Raw genomic sequence first — 18,248 nt, 5'->3', positions numbered from 1 at the left:
CTCCTTGGCAAAATTTGAGTTAATCCTCCACATTCTCATCCCAAACAACACCGATTAGCTGCTAATAAATATGGCTAACAGATGCACCAACGATGTGCAAGCTGGTGATTGAAATCCTCCCCGACCACTAGGATGCGGGGATTCTGGAGTAATAAGTAATAAGTAATAAGTAATAAGTAAATACCCATTTTTGATCCACTCATTACTCATTACTCATTACTCCTTACTCCTTACTCATTACTCCTTACTTTAAAGCCGTGCTAGAAGCACGGGGCTTTAGACCCAATTCTTTGGTAAACGGGCGTTCAAGTTGCTGGCTAATCTCGCCCTTATCTGCGCTCAAAAGAGAAATTAGAAATAGTTCCTTTCAAGATATTTGCTTAATTAACTCGACACTGCTCCTAGTACAGATTGGCTATGGTATACACACAAATCTAAAAAAGCTCGATTTCCCATTATTCTCTCGTTTATCTCGTTTCTATGCAGAGTATGAGAATGGTTTATTAGGGGCTGATGCCTTAATTTGATACCAATGGCATCCTGAATATGAGACGGGTGAGGACACCCATCGCACAAGAAAATTTGGGATGTTTTTTATTTGGAAGTGCCTAAAGAGGTTTTTCAGGAACTTTACCCATTGTCAGCTAATCTTTGTGTCAGTCCCCCATACTCAATATTGCGATCTAAGATTATTGGGTATTCTATAAATTTGCGATCGCCACTATACGCATGATTGAAGTTGAACATCTGAGTAAAATATACGGCTCTACCCCAGCAATTACTGATGTCACCTTTAGCGTCGAACCTGGGGAGATTTTAGGGCTGTTGGGCCCCAATGGCGCTGGTAAAACCACAACCATGCGGATTCTGGCTGGTTATTTACCGGCAACCAATGGAAATGCCCGGATTGCTGGTTATGATGTCCATGAAAATTCTCTGGCTGTGCGCCAACGCATTGGTTATTTACCCGAAACACCGCCGTTATATCCAGACATGACGGTGGAGGGATTTTTGCATTTTGTCGCCCGAATTAAGGGAGTTCCAGCAGGCGATCGCCCCAATAAGGTGACAGCCGCCATTGAACGCTGCAACTTAGAAGATAAGCGGCGAGTCATTATTCGCAAACTCTCTAAAGGATACCGCCAACGTGTCGGAATTGCTCAAGCGATCGTTCACGATCCCCCAGCGATCATTTTGGATGAACCCACCGTTGGACTAGATCCCCGACAAATAATTGAAGTGCGGAATTTAATTAAAAGCCTCGCTGGTACTCACACAATTATTCTTTCCACGCACATTCTGCCAGAAGTGAGTATGACTTGCAGCCGCGTCGCCATCATCAATCGCGGTAAAGTTGTGGCAACTAATACCCCAGAAAACCTAATGACTCAGTTGACAGGTGGTTCTGGATATGAATTGGAAATAGAAGGAGAAGCTGCCCTAGCGAAACAGGTATTGCAAAAAGTCGCGGGTGTGAGCCTGATAGAATCAATTCCGACAGCCGGAATGCACGGACATCAACCCCAGGAAAATCGCGCTTATCTGCGAGTGATATCGCAACCAGGAAAAGAACCAGGACGCGATATTGCCACAACATTAGTGCGTGCAGGATTCGGTTTACATGAACTGCGGCGGGTTAACGCCACCTTAGAAGATGTATTCTTGCAACTGACCACAGAAGAAAAGAATTTCGATCCTGATGTAGACTTAGCAGCAGACAAAGAAGGAGAGGCAGCGTAAATGGGTATAGTGCTGAGTAATATTATTGCCATTTATCGCCGAGAGTTACAGAGTTATTTTGTATCGCCCTTAGCTTATGCGATCGCAGGCATATTTTGGTTAATCGCCGGGTTATTCTTCGTGATGATTTTGCTAGGGCCAGACGGCATTTTGGTAGGAGTTGCGGCAATAGATGCACAAGGGCAACAGCTGGGAGTACCAGTACCACCAATAGATGTCCCCTACGAATTTGTCCGAGCATTTTTGGATCGTATGGGATGGCTATTGTTGTTTATCCTGCCAATACTCTCAATGGGACTCTATGCCGAAGAACGGAAGCGGGGTACTTTAGAACTTTTAGCCACCTCACCAATCACCAATTGGGCGGTAGCTGTAGGTAAATTATTAGGTGTGATAACATTTTTTATCACAATGGTTGTACCCATGCTAGTGTTGGAAGCGATCGCCATCAGCGGCTCAAATCCACCAATGACGACCTCAATTCCCTTACTGGGTCATTTTGGATTAATCTTACTAGCAGCGGCAATTTTATCTGTAGGAATGTTTATTTCTTCATTAACAGACAGCACAATTTTGTCTGCTGTTCTTACCTTTGCAGTAATCTTATTATTGTTATTGATTGATTTAATCGCTAAAATTGTCCCTGGTCCCGTAGGTGAAGCTTTAGGTTATCTATCATTGCTGAAACATTACAACACATTAATCCAAGGCATTTTTGATACTAGCGCTTTAATTTTATTTGCCAGTTACATTTTTTTGGGCATCTTTCTTACAGCTCAATCAATTGATGCACTGCGTTTTCAAAGGCAATAGTTATATAAGTTATGAGTTTAAAGTTAGGAGTGAGGAGTTGAAGAAGAATCCAGAATATAGAATTCAGAACAAGAAAGTGAGAGACTTCAACTCGTTTATTCAGATGCTCTCTACGAGACGCTGCGCTATCTGCCAGTTATACATAATTGAATTAATTCTGAATTATGGCTCACTTCTCCTGTCGGAGACGCTGCGCGTAGCTTGCTTCCCCGGAGGGGTACGACTCGCTCAGTGACCTCCTGAATCCTGAATTGTGTTTTATTAAAACTCCTAACTCCTAACTCCTCACTTCAGTCTAATAATATGAAGATAGTTGCAAAAAATAAACTGTGGAAATATCTGTTTTGGTTGGGCCCGTTCCTAATTGCTGTCGGCTTAACAGTTGGATTAGTCTCTGAACAATGGGGATTAATTCCATTAGCATTTCTAATTACGGGAATTGTCATCAGTGGATTGGGCATAATATTGCAAAGCTACCAAACCAACTGGTGGAACCGTCGTTCTACCCAAGCTGGGACTAATGCCCTAGTGGCAACTTTGGCAGTACTAGCAATTCTAGGATTGATTAACTTTTTGGGGACTCGCTATCACTTGCGGGCAGACTTAACAGAGGCTCAATTATTTACTCTTGCACCCCAGTCACGTGAATTAGTAAGAGTTTTACCACAGCCAGTTAAAGTTTGGGTGTTTGATATTAACCAAAATCCCCAAGACAGAGAACTACTAGAAAATTATCAACGCCAAAGCTCAAAATTTAAATATGAGTATATCGATCCCCAAGCTAGACCAGGACTTGCAGAAAAGTTTGGCGTCAAAGATTACGGGGAAGTTTACCTAGAATCTGGCGATAAACGGCAATTAGTGCAAACAGTAAATCAAAATGAGCGATTGTCAGAAATTAGATTAACTAGTCGTCTGCAACAACTAACAAATTCAACCACAGCTAAAGTTTACTTATTACAAGGTCATGGCGAACGCCAAGTTTCGCCTGGTAAAGATGCAATATCACAAGCAGTTCAGGGATTAGGCGATAAAAACTTTACAACATCACCGTTGAATTTAGGAGAAACTTCCAGAGTTCCTCAAGATGCGGCTGTAGTGATAGTGGCTGGCCCCAAACGAGGATTGTTTGAGGGTGAAGTCAAAGCTTTGCAAGAATATCTTAATCGCGGCGGTAATTTACTGCTGATGATTGATCCGAATACCGATCCCAAACTTAACAGCTTGCTACAAGAGTGGGGTGTTCGTCTGGATAATCGTTTAGCAGTCGATGTCTCTGGCGAAAGTGTTGTGGGACTTGGCCCTGCTGCACCCTTAGTCACAGAATATGGACAACATCCGATTACTAAAGATTTCAGTAACGGCAATTCTTTTTATCCAATTGCTCGACCACTGGAAATTACATCTGTGCCTGGTGTTGAGGCTACTCCACTGCTACGAACCAAACCCTACCCCAGCAGTTGGGCAGAAAGCGATCTCCAAAGCGAAAAATTAGAGTTTAATGCAGATAAAGACCTGAAAGGGCCTCTAACCTTGGGCGTTGCCTTAACAAGAAAACCAACACCCAAATCTACTTCCACTCCCCAACCTGCACCCACACCTTCACCTCTACCATCACCAACCACTCAAAGCAAGACTAGCCCCACTCCTTCCCCTTCTCCCAAGACTCCACAAGCGTTACTACCATCACCAACCACTCAAAGCAAGGCTTCCCCCACTCCCCCTGCCTCCCCTACCCCCGCTTCTTCCCCTACTCCCTCATCTCAAACAGCTGCCGAGTCACGGTTAGTGGTTTTAGGAAATTCTAATTTCGCTACTGATGGCTTGTTTCAACAGCAACTAAATGGAGATGTATTCCTCAACTCAGTTACTTGGCTGAGTCAACAGGATCAGCAACCCCTTTCCATTCGCCCCAAAGAACCGAAAAACCGTCGAATAATCCTGACTACTAACCAAAGCAATCTTTTAATATTGTCGTCTTTGTTAGTTTTACCTTTAATTGGAATTGCGATCGCAGTTATTATTTGGTGGAAACGACGGTAAGAAGTGAGTTAGGAGTTAGGAGTGACAAGTAGAGACTGGAGAAGAGTTTTTTCCATGCCCAATGACGAATGACAAATGACAAATACTTCTCTGCGAGACGCTACGCGAACGACTTCGCGGTAGTTGAATCTCGACTTACCTCGACTTCGCTCGGCACAAGTCGCTCGATTACCGCGCAGTCGAAACTCAGTACAAGTGACAAATGACTAAAAAATGAAATTGCCGAAAACGACTTTAATTTTGATATTGTTAACGCTGGGTTTAGGTGGTTTTGTTTACTTCTATGAAATTCGGGGTGCAACTGTGCGCGAAGAAATCAAGGAGCAAAAGCAGAAAATTTTCTCTTTTGCAGAAGATGATGTGCAGTCTTTAACAGTTAAGACAAACAAAATCACCCTGAATCTGGAACGCAACCCTGAATCTTCTAGTAACCCCAAGTGGTTAATCAAAGCTCCAATATCGGGCCCAGCAAATGACGCTATTGTTTCTTATTTAATGGATTTGTTAGTCAAAGGTAATAGCGATCGCACTTTATCAACTCCAGCAAAAGAACTTGGAGAATTTGCCTTAGATCAACCCCAAGCAACTATTAATATCACCCTAAAAAACCAACAAAGCCATCAGTTGATTTTGGGTAAATCCAACTTTAACGGACGTTTCTTGTATGCTCAAGCTGACCCTGCTACGAAACCCGATGGAAATATAAATGTGCTGTTAGTATCTACAGATTTTGCAAATGCCGTGAATCGGGAACTATCAGAGTGGAAACAACCTGTAGATAACAGTCAGAAGCTACCTGGACTCAGCACCCCTTTACCAACTCCGACAAATAGTAAATAAGCAATTACGGTTTCTGTGGTATGTTTCGGTAACGCACAATGGTTTAGCACATAAGACCTCTTGCAAAAGTGCTTTTTGCAAGAGAGGGGAAAAGGGTAAAGGGAAAATAACAAACCTTTCCCCCTTTCCCTTTCCCCTTTTCCCGACAAATGCCAAGAAGTCTCATCTGTGCTACTCTACTTCAAATCTCATTACTTTTTCTAAGTTACTATGACAAATCCGACAGCAACATTGCTGATTTCCTGCCCCGATCAAAGGGGACTGGTAGCGAAGTTTGCTAATTTCATCTATTCTAACGGTGGTAATATTATCCATGCAGATCAGCACACAGATTTTGCTGCTGAGTTATTCCTCACGCGCATTGAATGGCAGTTAGATGGGTTCAATTTACCGCGAGAATTTATTGCCCCTGCATTTAATGCGATCGCACAACCTTTAGGTGCTAAGTGGGAATTACGTTTTTCTGATACAGTCCCACGCATTGCTATTTGGGTAAGTCGCCAAGACCATTGTTTATTTGATTTAATTTGGCGACAACGCGCCAAAGAATTTATTGCTGAAATTCCTTTAATTATTAGTAACCATTCTAATTTAAAGGTAGTGGCAGAACAATTTAATATTGACTTTCAGCACATTCCCATCAATAAAGATAATAAAGCTGAACAAGAAATCCAACAACTAGAATTACTACGCCAATACAAAATAGATTTAGTTGTATTGGCAAAATATATGCAGATTGTTAGTGCAGATTTTATTAATCAATTTCCGCAAATTATTAATATTCATCACTCATTTTTACCAGCATTTATCGGAGCAAACCCTTATCACCGAGCTTTTGAACGGGGTGTGAAAATTATTGGTGCAACTGCTCATTACGCCACTGCTGATTTAGATGCAGGCCCAATTATTGAACAGGATGTAGTGCGAGTTAGTCACCGTGATGAAGTTGATGATTTGGTGAGAAAAGGCAAAGATTTGGAGAGAATTGTATTAGCAAGAGCGGTGCGAACGCACTTACAAAATCGTGTATTAGTCTATGGGAATAGAACAGTAGTATTTGAGTGATTGATTTTATAGCAAAGGTTGTCGGGGATTTGAATTTGTTGCTTCATTTTAGAGAATTGGTATAAGAAGTTTTTTCCATCTGACACAGAGATTGACGATCGCTCATATCTAAATGCGATCGCAAATAATCTCGTATCCAAATACAACCAGAGTGCAATATCTGGTTACTATCTAAAACGCGATCGAGTTGCCAGAGAATCACAACATCATCTAACCCGGCAGATGCTAGCAATGCTCCCTGATTATGAGTAGCGGGGTAAAATGCAACATTCAATGCTCGCTGTTCATGTCCTTCCAGAGTTTTGAGCAGTGTGCCATCCAGTTTCCAGAGTTTGATGGTTTTGTCCCAACTGGCAGAAGCGATGACAGTACCCCAGGCGGCAGGAAGTCCTGAATTTGCGGGTATAAAGGTGACAGCATTGACGCGATCGCTGTGTCCTTTGAGTGTACGAATCAGTCTCCCATCGAGCGACCATATCTTGATTGTATTGTCCTCACTGGCTGTTGCTAGTATCTGACTATCTGGACTAAAAGCGACATCCCAAATATTATCTTCATGCCCTGCCAGTTTATATTGGGGTTGGTTTGAAAATTGCTTATTAGCGTTTCGATGCCAGAGGCGAATGATTTTATCCCGACCCGCAGCAGCTAGCCATCGGTTATCTGGACTAAAAGCAACAGCATTAAACTCATCTTTACTTGGCTCTAGAGATTGCATCAACTTGCCATCACGATGCCACAGTTTTATCGTGCCATCCCAGCTAGCAGAAGCGATTTCTATGCCAGTAGGATTGAAGGTGACATCAAATGTAGTCTTGCTATGGGCATTAATCGTCTGTAATAGTTTGCCATCCCGGCTCCAGAAGGTGAGGGAGCCATCATCATTGCCAGCAACAGTTTGTCCATCGGAACTGCTATCAACTGCCCAGACTTCTCCATGTGGTGAGGGTAAAGTTTGCAAAATCTGACCGTTGTTGTGCCAATGTTTAATCGTGCCGTCCGAGCTAGAGGAAATCACCGTTTTTCCATCGGGGGCAAACTTAACACTCCACACTGAGGCGCGATGTCCCCGCAAGACGGTTACGAGGTTGGCAGAGAGTCGCCAGACGCGAACTAAGTCATCTTCGCCACCGGAAAATAGACGTTGACTATCGGGAGTGAAAGCCAATGCCAGAGTGCCACTAGGATGACCACTCAAAGTTCTGGTAACTGTACCATCAAGATTCCAGAGTTTAATTGTGTTATCCCAACTACCAGAAGCGAGGGTTTGACCATTGGGGCTAAAAACTAGATTCTCAACTGTTTTCTGGTGTTCGGAAGTGGTGTTGAGCAATCTGCCATCCCTACTCCACCAGAGGATATTGCCATACCAGTCGCTTGCTACTAAAATTTTGCCATCGGGGCTAAACGCTACACTTACGAAGCGATTTTCACCTTTATCGGAGGCGATCGGGTTTTTTAAGGTGCGGATTCTTGTACCGTCGAGATTCCAGAGTATTACTGTATTGTCCGCACTCGCGGTCGCTAGCGATCGCCCATCGGGACTAAATGCCACTTCCCAGATAAGTTGCTGATGCCCAGTCAATGTACGGATTAGCTTTCCATCAATACTCCAGAGTTTGATGAGATTGTCGCGTCCTGCTGAGGCAATCAACTGTCCATCAGGGCTGATAGCAACAGACATCACCCTCTGCCGATGCCCTTTGAGAATTTTTAACTGTTTGCCGTCTCGATTCCATAAGTGTACCGTTTTATCGTCCATTGCTCCCACGAGAATTTGACCATCTGGACTAAATCTGACAGTACGTGCCTTTTCTGGAATAGTGTGCAGCATGGTGCCATCAGCTCCCCAGAGAATAATGGCAGATTTATCATGGGTTGTGGCGATCCTTTGCCCGTCGGGACTAATCGCTATGCCACGCACTCTCCCTTTGTCTGCATTCAACCGATTCTGCTCAATTACCTGAAAAGTGGCACGGCGCAACTCTCGATCGACATGGGTGGTTAACTGAGTAGGCACTGCCGATAATTTACGCAAACGTGTCTGGGCTTTGATGGCAGTCACCAAAGCATCTAAGAGATTGCCAGAGGCAAACTGAGCTTCGGAGACATTGGCGATCGCTTCAATTTCTCGGAGAGTGGCTTGATGTTTTTGAGTAAAGGCATACATTCCCAGAGAACTGGCTATGACAAAGGCAATACTAACAGTCCCCAGTAGCCACTTTTGCAAGCGACCGGCGCGTTTTTCTTGTTGCAGCCGCTTTTCAACTTCTTGCAGTCGCTGCAATTCTTCTTTTCGTTTCACCTCATCCAAGTCGGTGCTGGTGCCAAACCACTTCACCACCTGTCCGCTGCCATCCTTGATGGGAATCGCCTGATTGAGAAACCAGCGATAGTTCCCTTGAGCATCTTGTATTCTCAGTTGTACTTCATAGGGTGAGTTGGTTTCTAGGGAATGCGTCCAGGCGGCAAGGCTACTAGAGCGATCGTCGGGATGAGCCAGATCCAGGCGTTTCCAATCTGTCACCTCCGAAAGCGATCGCCCCAAAAAGCTACTTAAGTGCTGGTTGGTATAAGACAGCCTACCATCTGGCTCTACAATCCATACCATCTGGGGTATTGCTTCTGCTAGTTGCCGAAAGAACCGTTCGCTTTCCTGCTGTGCCTCAAATTGCCGCCGGATCTCTTGCTGTTCTGCATCCTGACTTGCTGCCAGAAACTGGTAATCTAGATCGCTGAGGCTTTTGTTTTGCGCCCACTTTTGGGCATCAATCAGGGCTTGTCCCCGTAAAAGTCGCGATGTATCCTGTTTTTGAGAAGCAATCCAAGCTGATAGTGTTTCATAGTAGGGACATAGTTGATTTAATTGTGCCTCTACCCATTCCCGATTGAAAACTTGTTGATATATGCGATTGCGGATTTGCAGATATCCTTGATGTTTAACTACCAAACCAGAAAGCAGCAGTTCTACTTGTTCTCGACTGTCGTCGGCTGCTACAGGCATAGCTTGTAAAAGTTGCTGATAGATACCCAGTAATCTACTAATGCGCTGACTATTGTAAAGTAGGCGATTGCGAATTGTGCGTAAATGCTCTGGTTCGTCCTGAGATTCCCAATTGTTAATGATTTGCGATCGCACTAAACACTCTATCCAATCTCCTTCCTTACCTGGTGCAATTTCTAAAGGCGGGCTAGTTTTGCCGTTGCTACTTTCTAGATTCATCCCTTGGCTGTGATGCTGTTGTTTGGCTCTCACTACCAACTGACATAATTTTTGCGTTAAAAATGGCTGTCCATTAGTCCAAGCAATAATTTCTTTAAATACCCCTTGGGGATTGCTCGCAACTTGCTCTAATCCCACTACCAAGGGTTGAGCCTCTGCTAATGTAAACCCTTCTAAATTAATCGCAACACCGATATTAAAAGGTGTTTTGAGTTTATCTTGAATTAAATCAGAGGGAGTTGCAACACCAAATAAAGCAAAACCCAGTCGCTCATATTCAGGATTATGGACTCTTTGTTGATAACAAGACCGAATCCAGGCATAGAAATCATCTATGCCAAAACTTAATTGCAGCAAACTATCAATTTCATCAATAAAAATCAAAATGCGCTCACTACTCAGGTTTACTAGCAAAATTTCTTCGATAAAATTGCTCAAGCGTTGTATGAGTGATAACTCAGCTTGTTCTTGCCACCAAGCTGCAAAGTCGATTTTCTTAGCTAACCCGAAACTATGCAGCAAGCGCACAATTATCCCTTTATAAAATTGTGTCTGGGTAATTTCTTGGCTGCGTATTTGCGTAATATCGATGTAGGCACAACTAAAGCCTTCATTTTGTAATCTTTGCTTGGTATGTACCAGCAGTGAAGACTTACCTATTTGGCGACAGTTGAATACATAGCAAAATTCACCTACTTTCAGGGCTGTATAAAGTTGAATGTCTGCTTGCCTAGTAACATAGTTGGCAGCATTAGCATTTAGACAACCACCAACTTTGTAAATACTTGTGTTCATGATCGCAAATCATAATTTGCTGAACTTTTTTTCATTACGACATCAGATATTTTTTCAAGAAGTCTCGATATAATTGGCAACTAATTACCCATTTTTGTTGCTGCAATTGAATTAACCCCATATTTTCTAATTGGTAGGCAGTTAATATATCTAAATCGATATTTTTATCTTTTGTTAAAAAGATTTTCATACTATCTAATAATTGGATATTTTTTTGTAATTTATTTAATAAACTTTGTAAATGTTGACGATAAATTCCTAATTCTGTGATTGCTGTCAGCAAAATTTCTTTTAAGGTTAATTTATGATAGCGCAGATGATAAAGAGTAATATTTAGCAATGCTGGATGTCCCCCGATTAATTCCATTAATTGCTGCACTTGCTCGTTTTGTTGCCAATCAACTCCATAGCGGTTAGCTAACTCAATTACTTGCTCACAAGTAAATTCTGATAATTTCAATGGTAGCCCAATGTTAAAGGGGGATTGATTAATATCCAGAGAAAGATAAACATCTGTGGAATAAACAATCACCAATCGCAGCTTTGTCCATACTTGATCCTGTTGCGCTTCTTCTTGCCAAGAACGTAACAGGGGTAGAAATTCATTGGCTAGATCGGGATATGCAAAAATATGCTGAACTTCATCGAATACCAATAATAGAGGTTTCTCTAAAGGTGCAAGCAAACATTCTTTCAGAAAAAGAGTGCAGCTAAGTTTACTACCTATTTCTTCGTCCCAATGTTTATCGACATTAAATTCTCTGCCTAGTTGACGAGCAATACTAGCAGCTAACCATTGCATGAATAATTGAGGTTTTCGCAAAACATCAATATCAACTTGAGCGATATTTAGTTTTGCAGTCTCATACCCTAACATTCTGGCATGAGCTACAATCCGCAACATCAGAGAAGTTTTACCCATGCCTCGACAACCTTGAATGCGAATGACGCATCCCGGTTGCATGATTTCTTGATATGCTAGTTCTTCTAGTGGAGGACGAGGAATATAGAATTTTGAATCTAAAGATAAAGGGCCGCAGGGATATTTTATATATTCAGTAATCTTTGATTGAGAGTTATAATTACTCTGTTTGTTGAGTAAAATTTCACTTTTAATTTTCTCTGCACCGATAAATATGGAAACAATTTCAGATGGTGCAGTCTTTGCTATCATTGTTTTTTGTTGCACAACTAATTCACTTTCTGATAATAAATCTGCATTATCTGAATACTCAGATAAATCTCGATCTATCATCTGCCGAGCTTTTTGGAAATACTCCTGCTTAGAATCAATTTCATTTGCATCATAGAGAGTGTAGTCATCTTCATGCAACGCTAAGTCAAAAGCACTAAAGCAGATTCGGATGGTGCGTGGATCTATCCGAGAATTCAAAGACCATAAACGGCTTAAGCTAGAGGTGGAAATGCCAATGCGATCGCTTAATTCTACCTGGGTAAAACGTTTACCTCCTCTTGTTTGTCTTTCTTCTTCTAAAATTGCAGTTTGCAATCTCTTCAAACCAACAACAGTCAGAACTACTCCTCTTTTTCGCAGGAATTTATTGTTTGATTCTGTCATCTCTAAATGAAATTTTTTATTGGTATTCATATTAATTTTTATTAAAAGCGAGCTTTCACTTTTAAATGGCGTATGTGATGTTTTAATTGTTGTAATTTACATATTACCCGATATATGTGACACTTTAACTGATGTAAGTGAGGTTTTTGAACCGCAAAAATCTCAATTTATTTTTTGGTCGTGACAAAATAAAACAATACTAAAAAAATCTTTAGATATATACGTAAGTAAGGATCTAAAATAGTGTATGAAGATACGAAAGCTTGCTAGTAAGTGAAGTAAACCTTTCCTCAATCCTTCCATTGCTGACGCTACAGGCTATACATCTGACTTTTCACGGGATCTGGAAAACCCCTCTCCAAACCTCTCCCCTACAAGGAGAGAGGCTTTGATTTCTCCCCCTTCCCTTGTAGGGAAGGGGGTTGGGGGGTTAGGTTTTCCGTTGACTTTTCCACATGACGTGAAAACTCAGGCTATGCATGAGTATTTTTAGCTAATTTGCCTACAAGTTAGGCTAACTGATTTATCTGCACTTGAAGTAAATAGGAAAATATGACAGATTTAGAACTAGCTAAAATTTTGGAACTTACCTGAATCCAGAGTAATAAAAGTTTCTCAGATAAAATTTGTAGTTGTTGCTTTTTATAACTATTCTCAAATGTTTGGATTATAACTTTTGGCAAATGTAATAGTAAATTTATTGTTTTAAATTCTCAGTGATTTTTACTCTTTAGTATTTTATTGAATTTTTATGATCAATAGCCAGGAAATAATCACATTTCCAATATTATAATAGCTACGAGTTTTTTAAATTTAAGGCATTGTTTTAACCCATGTTTAAATCTGTTATCGTTTCATCTCTACTTATCGCTACTGCTGGTTTAAATATACTTCCTTGCATGACTGCTACAGCGCAAGATCCGCCAGCAAATACATACAAAGCCGGAGTTTGGCAACCAGTGGCAAGATTAAATATTAAGAGTCCGATTACTATTCTTATAATTAATAAAGCAGGTTTTTCTATAGACTATGGCATAACGGATGCGAAAGTAAAACGGCCTTTAATTAAGGCAAAACAACAAGTAACTCTCCAAAATCTTCAATATCCTCTACAGTTAGTTATCTATCCCGATTACAATATTGCAGGCAGTGCCAATTATTTCTTGCAATACGCTGTTAAATTAAAAGATCAAGTTGTCGAGGTTACTGTTGAAGAAGCTGACAACGCAAATAAAAGTCATCGTGCTTTGGATATACAAGAAACAGGAGCAGTTTACTTGTATTAAAAGCTATCAAAATTTTATAAATCTCATCTATAGAACTCCGATTTGATTTCTGAAAATATCCTGAGACTGAAAAGCCCGTTTTCTCAGGGTTTTATCTGAAATCTTGTTCAGAAATCAGATATGAGTCCTATATATCGATAAATAAAGTTTTGTCATGTATGGGAGGTATATACGATCAATCAACCTACCCCAATTCTTTGTAACCTTTTATAAATAAGAGATTCTCTTGGTATGAAGCTTTCAAATTCGCTTTTGGTAATCGCCGTGAAAAGCATAGAGAAAACATTCATTGCTCTTTGTTTTGTCACTGCTGGTAGTCTTTTCTGGAGCATGTTGGGGCTAGTTAGCTCTGCCCAAGCTCAAACCTTTGAACCTGAAGCTGTTTCTATCATCATTTCCCAATCTTCTAAACCTGTCACCTACATGACAGTAATCGATAAAAATACAATAGTCATCCAAATTACGGAAGGCGAATTTATCTTCCACGGCTATCTGGAGCGGAAATCTGGCAATAGCTTCATTGGCGAGGACGAGCAGGTGCGTGTAATGTATGACCAAGGTACTAAGCAGGTTGTCGTGATTAACAACAAAACGGGGACTGAGTTTTACAACTACTATTTCTCTAACACCAATGAAGGGGCGCTTTAGGTGAAAGCCAGTCCTTTTGTAACGATTTCTAAGATATTTGCACTGTGAAAAGACAATATGAAAATACACCGTTTAATTCCTGTTATCGTGAGTTCCGTAATCATCACAATTGCCCTCAATGCCCAGGCTCAAAATGCTGGAGATCCCGTTCGTGGACTTCAAGATTTAGTGAATGTACGCGGACGAGACGGAGAATCCATACTCCAGAAGCGGGGCTATAAGTTTCGCTGGGCTGAGAAATCTGATGATTCTACTTATAGCTTTTGGACTCAAACTAAAACAGGTCGGTGCATTAGTGTGAGGACAGAACAAGGTCGCTATGTCTCCCTAGTTGATACCGGAACTACAGCAGATTGCGATCGCGGAGATCGACCCCGTACTCAAAAAACCAGTAATTCGTCTTCCCGTCCCTTGCCAGACCTAGTAGGAGCCAGGGCTGGTCAAGCAGAGGGCGAAGTGCGGCGGCGGGGATATACCTATCGCCACAACCAAAGAGTGTCAAAAACTTCGGTTGCTTCGTTCTGGGTTGAAGGCAACTCAGGTAAATGTGTAGAAATCGTCACCTCAAACGGTCGCTATCAAAACATCTTTTACGTTGATTGGCATCACTGCCATAAATAATCCCGTTCTTGTGTCTAAACCAATTGACACTGGCAAAATTCTCTATGGTTCGCCGCTAGCCAAACCCCAATTTGCCAAACAAGCGTCTTGATGTTGGTAAGTACCCCCCTTGAAGTTAGCCAGAATCCGGTCATTCCCAAATCTAGACAGGAGCGAAAAATCATGAGTTCAAACTCATTCTCAAAACCCAAAATCGCTATCTTAGCTGCCTGCCTCTATACGGCTGTCATGGGAATTGGTATGTTCTACATGAAAAACTTCAAGGGCATAACCTACGGCGAACCAGAAATGATGAATGTTTTTTGGTTTGTCATGATTGCGGTCAATGCCATTAATATCATGTCCGCTTGATTGCTTATTAAACCCGAAGAACCCCACCCCGCCAAAGCTGTGCTTTGTCTCCCCTCCCCGCAGGCGGGGAGGGGTTGGGGGTGGGGTTATTTTATTATGGGTAATTTGGCGGACATGATATAACGTCTTTTTTGTCAATGGTAAAGTTTCCCAACAAATTCATCTAGATTCAATGCAACCAATGAAAAGCTTGCGAATATTAGCCCCTACTATTGTAGGTTTATTAACTCTTACAGTCACTCATCCTGTTAACGCTCAAGCAGTGATTGACACTTTGGACAACGGTAATCTGAGTGTAACTGGTATGCGATCGGGAAGTGGCTGCACTGTCCTTTTTAACGCTCAGGGAGAGATCCTTCAACAGGGGCGATCCTGTAGTTCAACAGAAATTCGCGAAGCCCAGGAAGCGATCGATACCTATTTGCGAGAACAAGGCACATCTGACAATCACAATGGCAGCGCGTCGCGCCAAAATCTAACGTTGGTCTGCTATGGTGAAGGTCGCAAACCGGCTATCGCAAATCGCAATGGATATGAATGGAACAACCGCCGCCATCGCTACGAACCAAGTAATCGCATAGAGTCAACGACTAGCGACTTCGATTCCGAGGTTCAGGTCGAAATCCGTGGTACACAGGGAAAAATCCATCTCGGCGGAAGGCTCATTGCGCCCGGTCAATTTTATCCAGTGCTGATTTACGGGTGGTATCAGTGAGCCATTTGTTTGCTGCCAACCGTGCTTTGAACAAACTCTTGATTTGCCCTATAATCTCCTCTACGCGTTGTTTCGCTTCCAAAGAAAAATATTTCTTGATGTAGAGCTGAGACAAGGGATGACCATATTTTGTAGAGATGACAGTGGACACGCGCTCAGAACGTGGCGGTAATTCGTATTCGTTTCCATAATATGCCTTGGCAAAAGCAAGTGAAGGCTTGTCAAATGCTGGGGTTAAGTAGGCTTGATTTTGATTCAATAAACCCCAACGGAAATAGGTCTTGATGTCATCTATTGGATATTCTTTCAGTATCTGGTTCAGTTCTGCCAAGGAACCGGAATCTATTACAGTGATATTTCCTTTCGCTGGTAATCTCAACTCCTGAAAATAGGCCTTCATATCTAAATTTGACAATAAAGACTGAAGCTTGGCAAACGACATCTTTGTGAATCGCTTTTGAGGATCTCTTTGCTCGATAGGGGTAAGTTGCTTGCTAGCAATGCGAGTCTCGATTTCTAAAATTTTCTTAGCTGCGGCTAATGCTTTTTCTGGAGAATCGCCAGCAATTTCCAGGGTGGCTGTTAAATAATCCAAATAGGCTTTGCGGATGGCAGCCCTATTTGCACTCAAATAATCTTCCTGGGATGGTAAGCCCAGAGAACCACCAATTATGGCGATGGTATTGGTTGTTGTGTCCTCAAGATCGACATCAATCGCAACCATTAAAATAACTGGAACGTTGAGCTTTTTCTGCAATTGGGCAATGGTTTTCGCTAATGCTTGCGGCGAATCAATCGCCTCAACTCGATCGAACATTGGCTTCAGGGGAGAGACTCCCAAGCTTTCTAGCCGTTTCACATCCATGCCCGAAGCATAGAAATTACCAACCTGTTGCAATGGACTTCCTTTAGGAGCCTTGCCACTTTTTTTAGCTGCCTGTTTAATTATCTGCTCTAATTGCTTGGAAACTTTCTCTCCCAGTAGGGAAAGCCCTGTTACGCCTAGTCTGTCAGGAGGAAGCTTAGTATTATCGAGCCACTTCCCGACTGCAAACCGATGGAAGTCCTGCTTCGGGTCTACCGAGGTATCCATTTTCTCTACCGAAAAGCCTAGGGGGAACTGGTTATTAGAAACTTGTTCGGCTGTGTTGCTATTCGATTTTTGTCCTACAGAAGTGCTACAGGATGTGGTGTAAATCCCCATTACCATGATGGTGCTGCTGATTAACCAGGGGGAGATACGAAATTGCTTGTTGTTTTTCATGTTTATTGTCAATATCAATATATATTTATTGCCAGTTTTTTAATTTCATTAAATATTTGACTGGCTCTGGAAGTGACATTGAAGCTAATGTTTGCTTTTCGGTTTTGAAATAATTATTGTGGTTAATTGCTTCAGGTTCAGCTAAATTAGGATTTTGATACATTCACAAACTATTAAAAACTAATGGTTAGTTTCTCATAACAGCTTGATTTAAAAAATAAAGAAATACAAAAGTTTTGCGTATATATGTAATCTAAAAGTGATATTCTCACCTTAAATGATGTATATGATGTTTGGATTAAAGTGATTTACTTCTTAACTGATTTAAGTGATAGTTATTGAATCGCCCAAGAAATAAAACACTATATTTTGATAACAAAAAATATAAGATAAATAGATATTAAAGGATATATATAAAAAATATTTAAATTTATCTAAAGATGAAGTATCAAAAAATGAGTACAAAAGCTTGTAAAGCAAAAGTTATGATCTAACTTTTAGATAAGTCAGGTCTAATGATTGTAGTGCTTTCTAGCTAATTTGTCTGGAAGTATATTAACTGATTTATCTGCACTTGAAATCAAGAAGAAAACATGGGAAATTTAGATATGTCTAAAATTTTCAGGCTTCTACTCTCTGTTTTTTTACAGTATGGGCAAGCTTAATGAGCAAATCTGACAACAAGCTAGAAATAAAAACTGTGCTTCTGCTTGATAAAATTCGTCTTTCTTTCCGATGCAAATATGCGTTAATACAGGCTAACTGAGTCTGAATTTGTCAATGTTTATCTAGGTAAAAAACCATGAAACTTAAAACATTACTTGTTACCACTGTTGTATCTTTAGCATCATTTGTTGTGACTTTTCCGGTGAAAGCAAATGCTCTTCATGAACAAGCGCAAGGAATAAATGATGTTTATGCAACCTCAAATCCTTCTGTTGTAAACCAGTTAAGCCAACCTGATCTCATCGCTAGAACTAATTGGGCGAGGCTGTCTGGAGGACGGTCAAGAAGAGTTAATCTACGTACAAGACCAACTATCAACTCATCTACTAAGGGCTACGGTTTAGGTGGCGATCGCGTCCAAAACTTGCAATGCGTTCAAGATAAAGATAGACGTGGTAGTCAGCTTAACTGGTGTCGAGTGAAATTCCCGAAATCGGGAGCAATTGGTTGGATTCGTAGCGACAACATTATTTTCAGCGATGGTGGCGAATAAAATCGATTTCTTGATTTTGAGAGCGTAAGTAAGTAGACATAATTAA

14 protein-coding genes are annotated in these 18,248 nt (G+C 41.3%); 11 read left to right on the top strand and 3 right to left on the bottom strand.

Annotated features, from left to right (window positions below):
• Positions 1 to 729: 729 nt before the first annotated feature.
• From RMX69_RS06255 to purU, 5 genes are all read left to right on the top strand, one after another.
• A complete protein-coding gene (locus tag RMX69_RS06255; protein WP_322636874.1) occupies positions 730 to 1,740 on the top strand; it encodes an ABC transporter ATP-binding protein in 1,011 nt (336 codons plus the stop codon).
• Positions 1,741 to 2,553 (top strand): ABC transporter permease, encoded by an 813-nt coding sequence (locus RMX69_RS06250; RefSeq protein WP_289798548.1) that lies wholly within the window; start codon positions 1,741 to 1,743, stop codon positions 2,551 to 2,553. It begins immediately after the preceding gene.
• 303 nt (positions 2,554 to 2,856) lie between these two features.
• Positions 2,857 to 4,596 carry a GldG family protein gene (locus RMX69_RS06245; RefSeq protein WP_322636872.1) on the top strand — a complete coding sequence of 580 codons (1,740 nt, stop codon included), beginning with the start codon at positions 2,857 to 2,859 and terminating at the stop codon, positions 4,594 to 4,596.
• 213 nt (positions 4,597 to 4,809) lie between these two features.
• Positions 4,810 to 5,436, top strand: coding sequence for a DUF4340 domain-containing protein (locus tag RMX69_RS06240; RefSeq protein ID WP_322636870.1), 627 nt, complete (start codon positions 4,810 to 4,812; stop codon positions 5,434 to 5,436).
• Between the two features lie 210 nt (positions 5,437 to 5,646).
• Positions 5,647 to 6,501 (top strand): formyltetrahydrofolate deformylase, encoded by an 855-nt coding sequence (gene purU / locus RMX69_RS06235; protein ID WP_322636868.1) that lies wholly within the window; start codon positions 5,647 to 5,649, stop codon positions 6,499 to 6,501.
• A gap of 43 nt (positions 6,502 to 6,544) precedes the next feature.
• Here the strand turns inward: purU and RMX69_RS06230 are convergent, their stop codons facing one another.
• Positions 6,545 to 10,519: an AAA-like domain-containing protein gene (locus RMX69_RS06230; protein WP_322636867.1), complete on the bottom strand. Its 3,975-nt coding sequence runs from the start codon at positions 10,517 to 10,519 to the stop codon at positions 6,545 to 6,547.
• A 34-nt stretch (positions 10,520 to 10,553) separates the two neighbouring features.
• The gene (locus RMX69_RS06225; protein ID WP_322636865.1) at positions 10,554 to 12,128 is read right to left on the bottom strand and encodes an AAA-like domain-containing protein; all 1,575 of its coding nucleotides are present in this window, start codon (positions 12,126 to 12,128) and stop codon (positions 10,554 to 10,556) included.
• Between the two features lie 803 nt (positions 12,129 to 12,931).
• On the opposite strand from RMX69_RS06225, the gene RMX69_RS06220 reads away from it, so the two are divergent.
• The 5 genes from RMX69_RS06220 to RMX69_RS06200 all read left to right on the top strand — a co-directional run bounded on the left by RMX69_RS06220 (position 12,932) and on the right by RMX69_RS06200 (position 15,719).
• Entirely contained in the window at positions 12,932 to 13,384 is a 453-nt protein-coding gene (locus RMX69_RS06220) for a hypothetical protein (RefSeq protein ID WP_289798554.1), read from the top strand.
• A 231-nt stretch (positions 13,385 to 13,615) separates the two neighbouring features.
• Positions 13,616 to 14,032, top strand: a complete 417-nt coding sequence (locus RMX69_RS06215; RefSeq protein WP_289798555.1) for a hypothetical protein — start codon at positions 13,616 to 13,618, stop codon at positions 14,030 to 14,032.
• A gap of 57 nt (positions 14,033 to 14,089) precedes the next feature.
• Positions 14,090 to 14,653: a hypothetical protein gene (locus tag RMX69_RS06210; RefSeq protein WP_322636863.1), complete on the top strand. Its 564-nt coding sequence runs from the start codon at positions 14,090 to 14,092 to the stop codon at positions 14,651 to 14,653.
• A 162-nt stretch (positions 14,654 to 14,815) separates the two neighbouring features.
• Positions 14,816 to 15,004 carry a hypothetical protein gene (locus RMX69_RS06205; protein WP_322636862.1) on the top strand — a complete coding sequence of 63 codons (189 nt, stop codon included), beginning with the start codon at positions 14,816 to 14,818 and terminating at the stop codon, positions 15,002 to 15,004.
• Between the two features lie 172 nt (positions 15,005 to 15,176).
• Complete coding sequence (locus RMX69_RS06200) at positions 15,177 to 15,719, top strand: hypothetical protein (protein ID WP_322636860.1); 543 nt, start codon at positions 15,177 to 15,179, stop codon at positions 15,717 to 15,719.
• Here RMX69_RS06200 and RMX69_RS06195 read toward each other — a convergent pair.
• Entirely contained in the window at positions 15,667 to 16,983 is a 1,317-nt protein-coding gene (locus RMX69_RS06195) for a M13 family metallopeptidase N-terminal domain-containing protein (RefSeq protein WP_322636859.1), read from the bottom strand. The genes RMX69_RS06200 and RMX69_RS06195 overlap by 53 nt on opposite strands.
• Before the next feature lie 802 nt (positions 16,984 to 17,785).
• Between RMX69_RS06195 and RMX69_RS06190 the strand changes: the two genes are divergently transcribed.
• Positions 17,786 to 18,202: an SH3 domain-containing protein gene (locus tag RMX69_RS06190; protein WP_289798559.1), complete on the top strand. Its 417-nt coding sequence runs from the start codon at positions 17,786 to 17,788 to the stop codon at positions 18,200 to 18,202.
• Positions 18,203 to 18,248 lie beyond the last annotated feature (46 nt).

This window comes from Nostoc sp. EspVER01 (assembly GCF_034530635.1).
Lineage (GTDB): Bacteria > Cyanobacteriota > Cyanobacteriia > Cyanobacteriales > Nostocaceae > Nostoc.
This window is presented reverse-complemented; position numbering and strand designations above follow the sequence as displayed.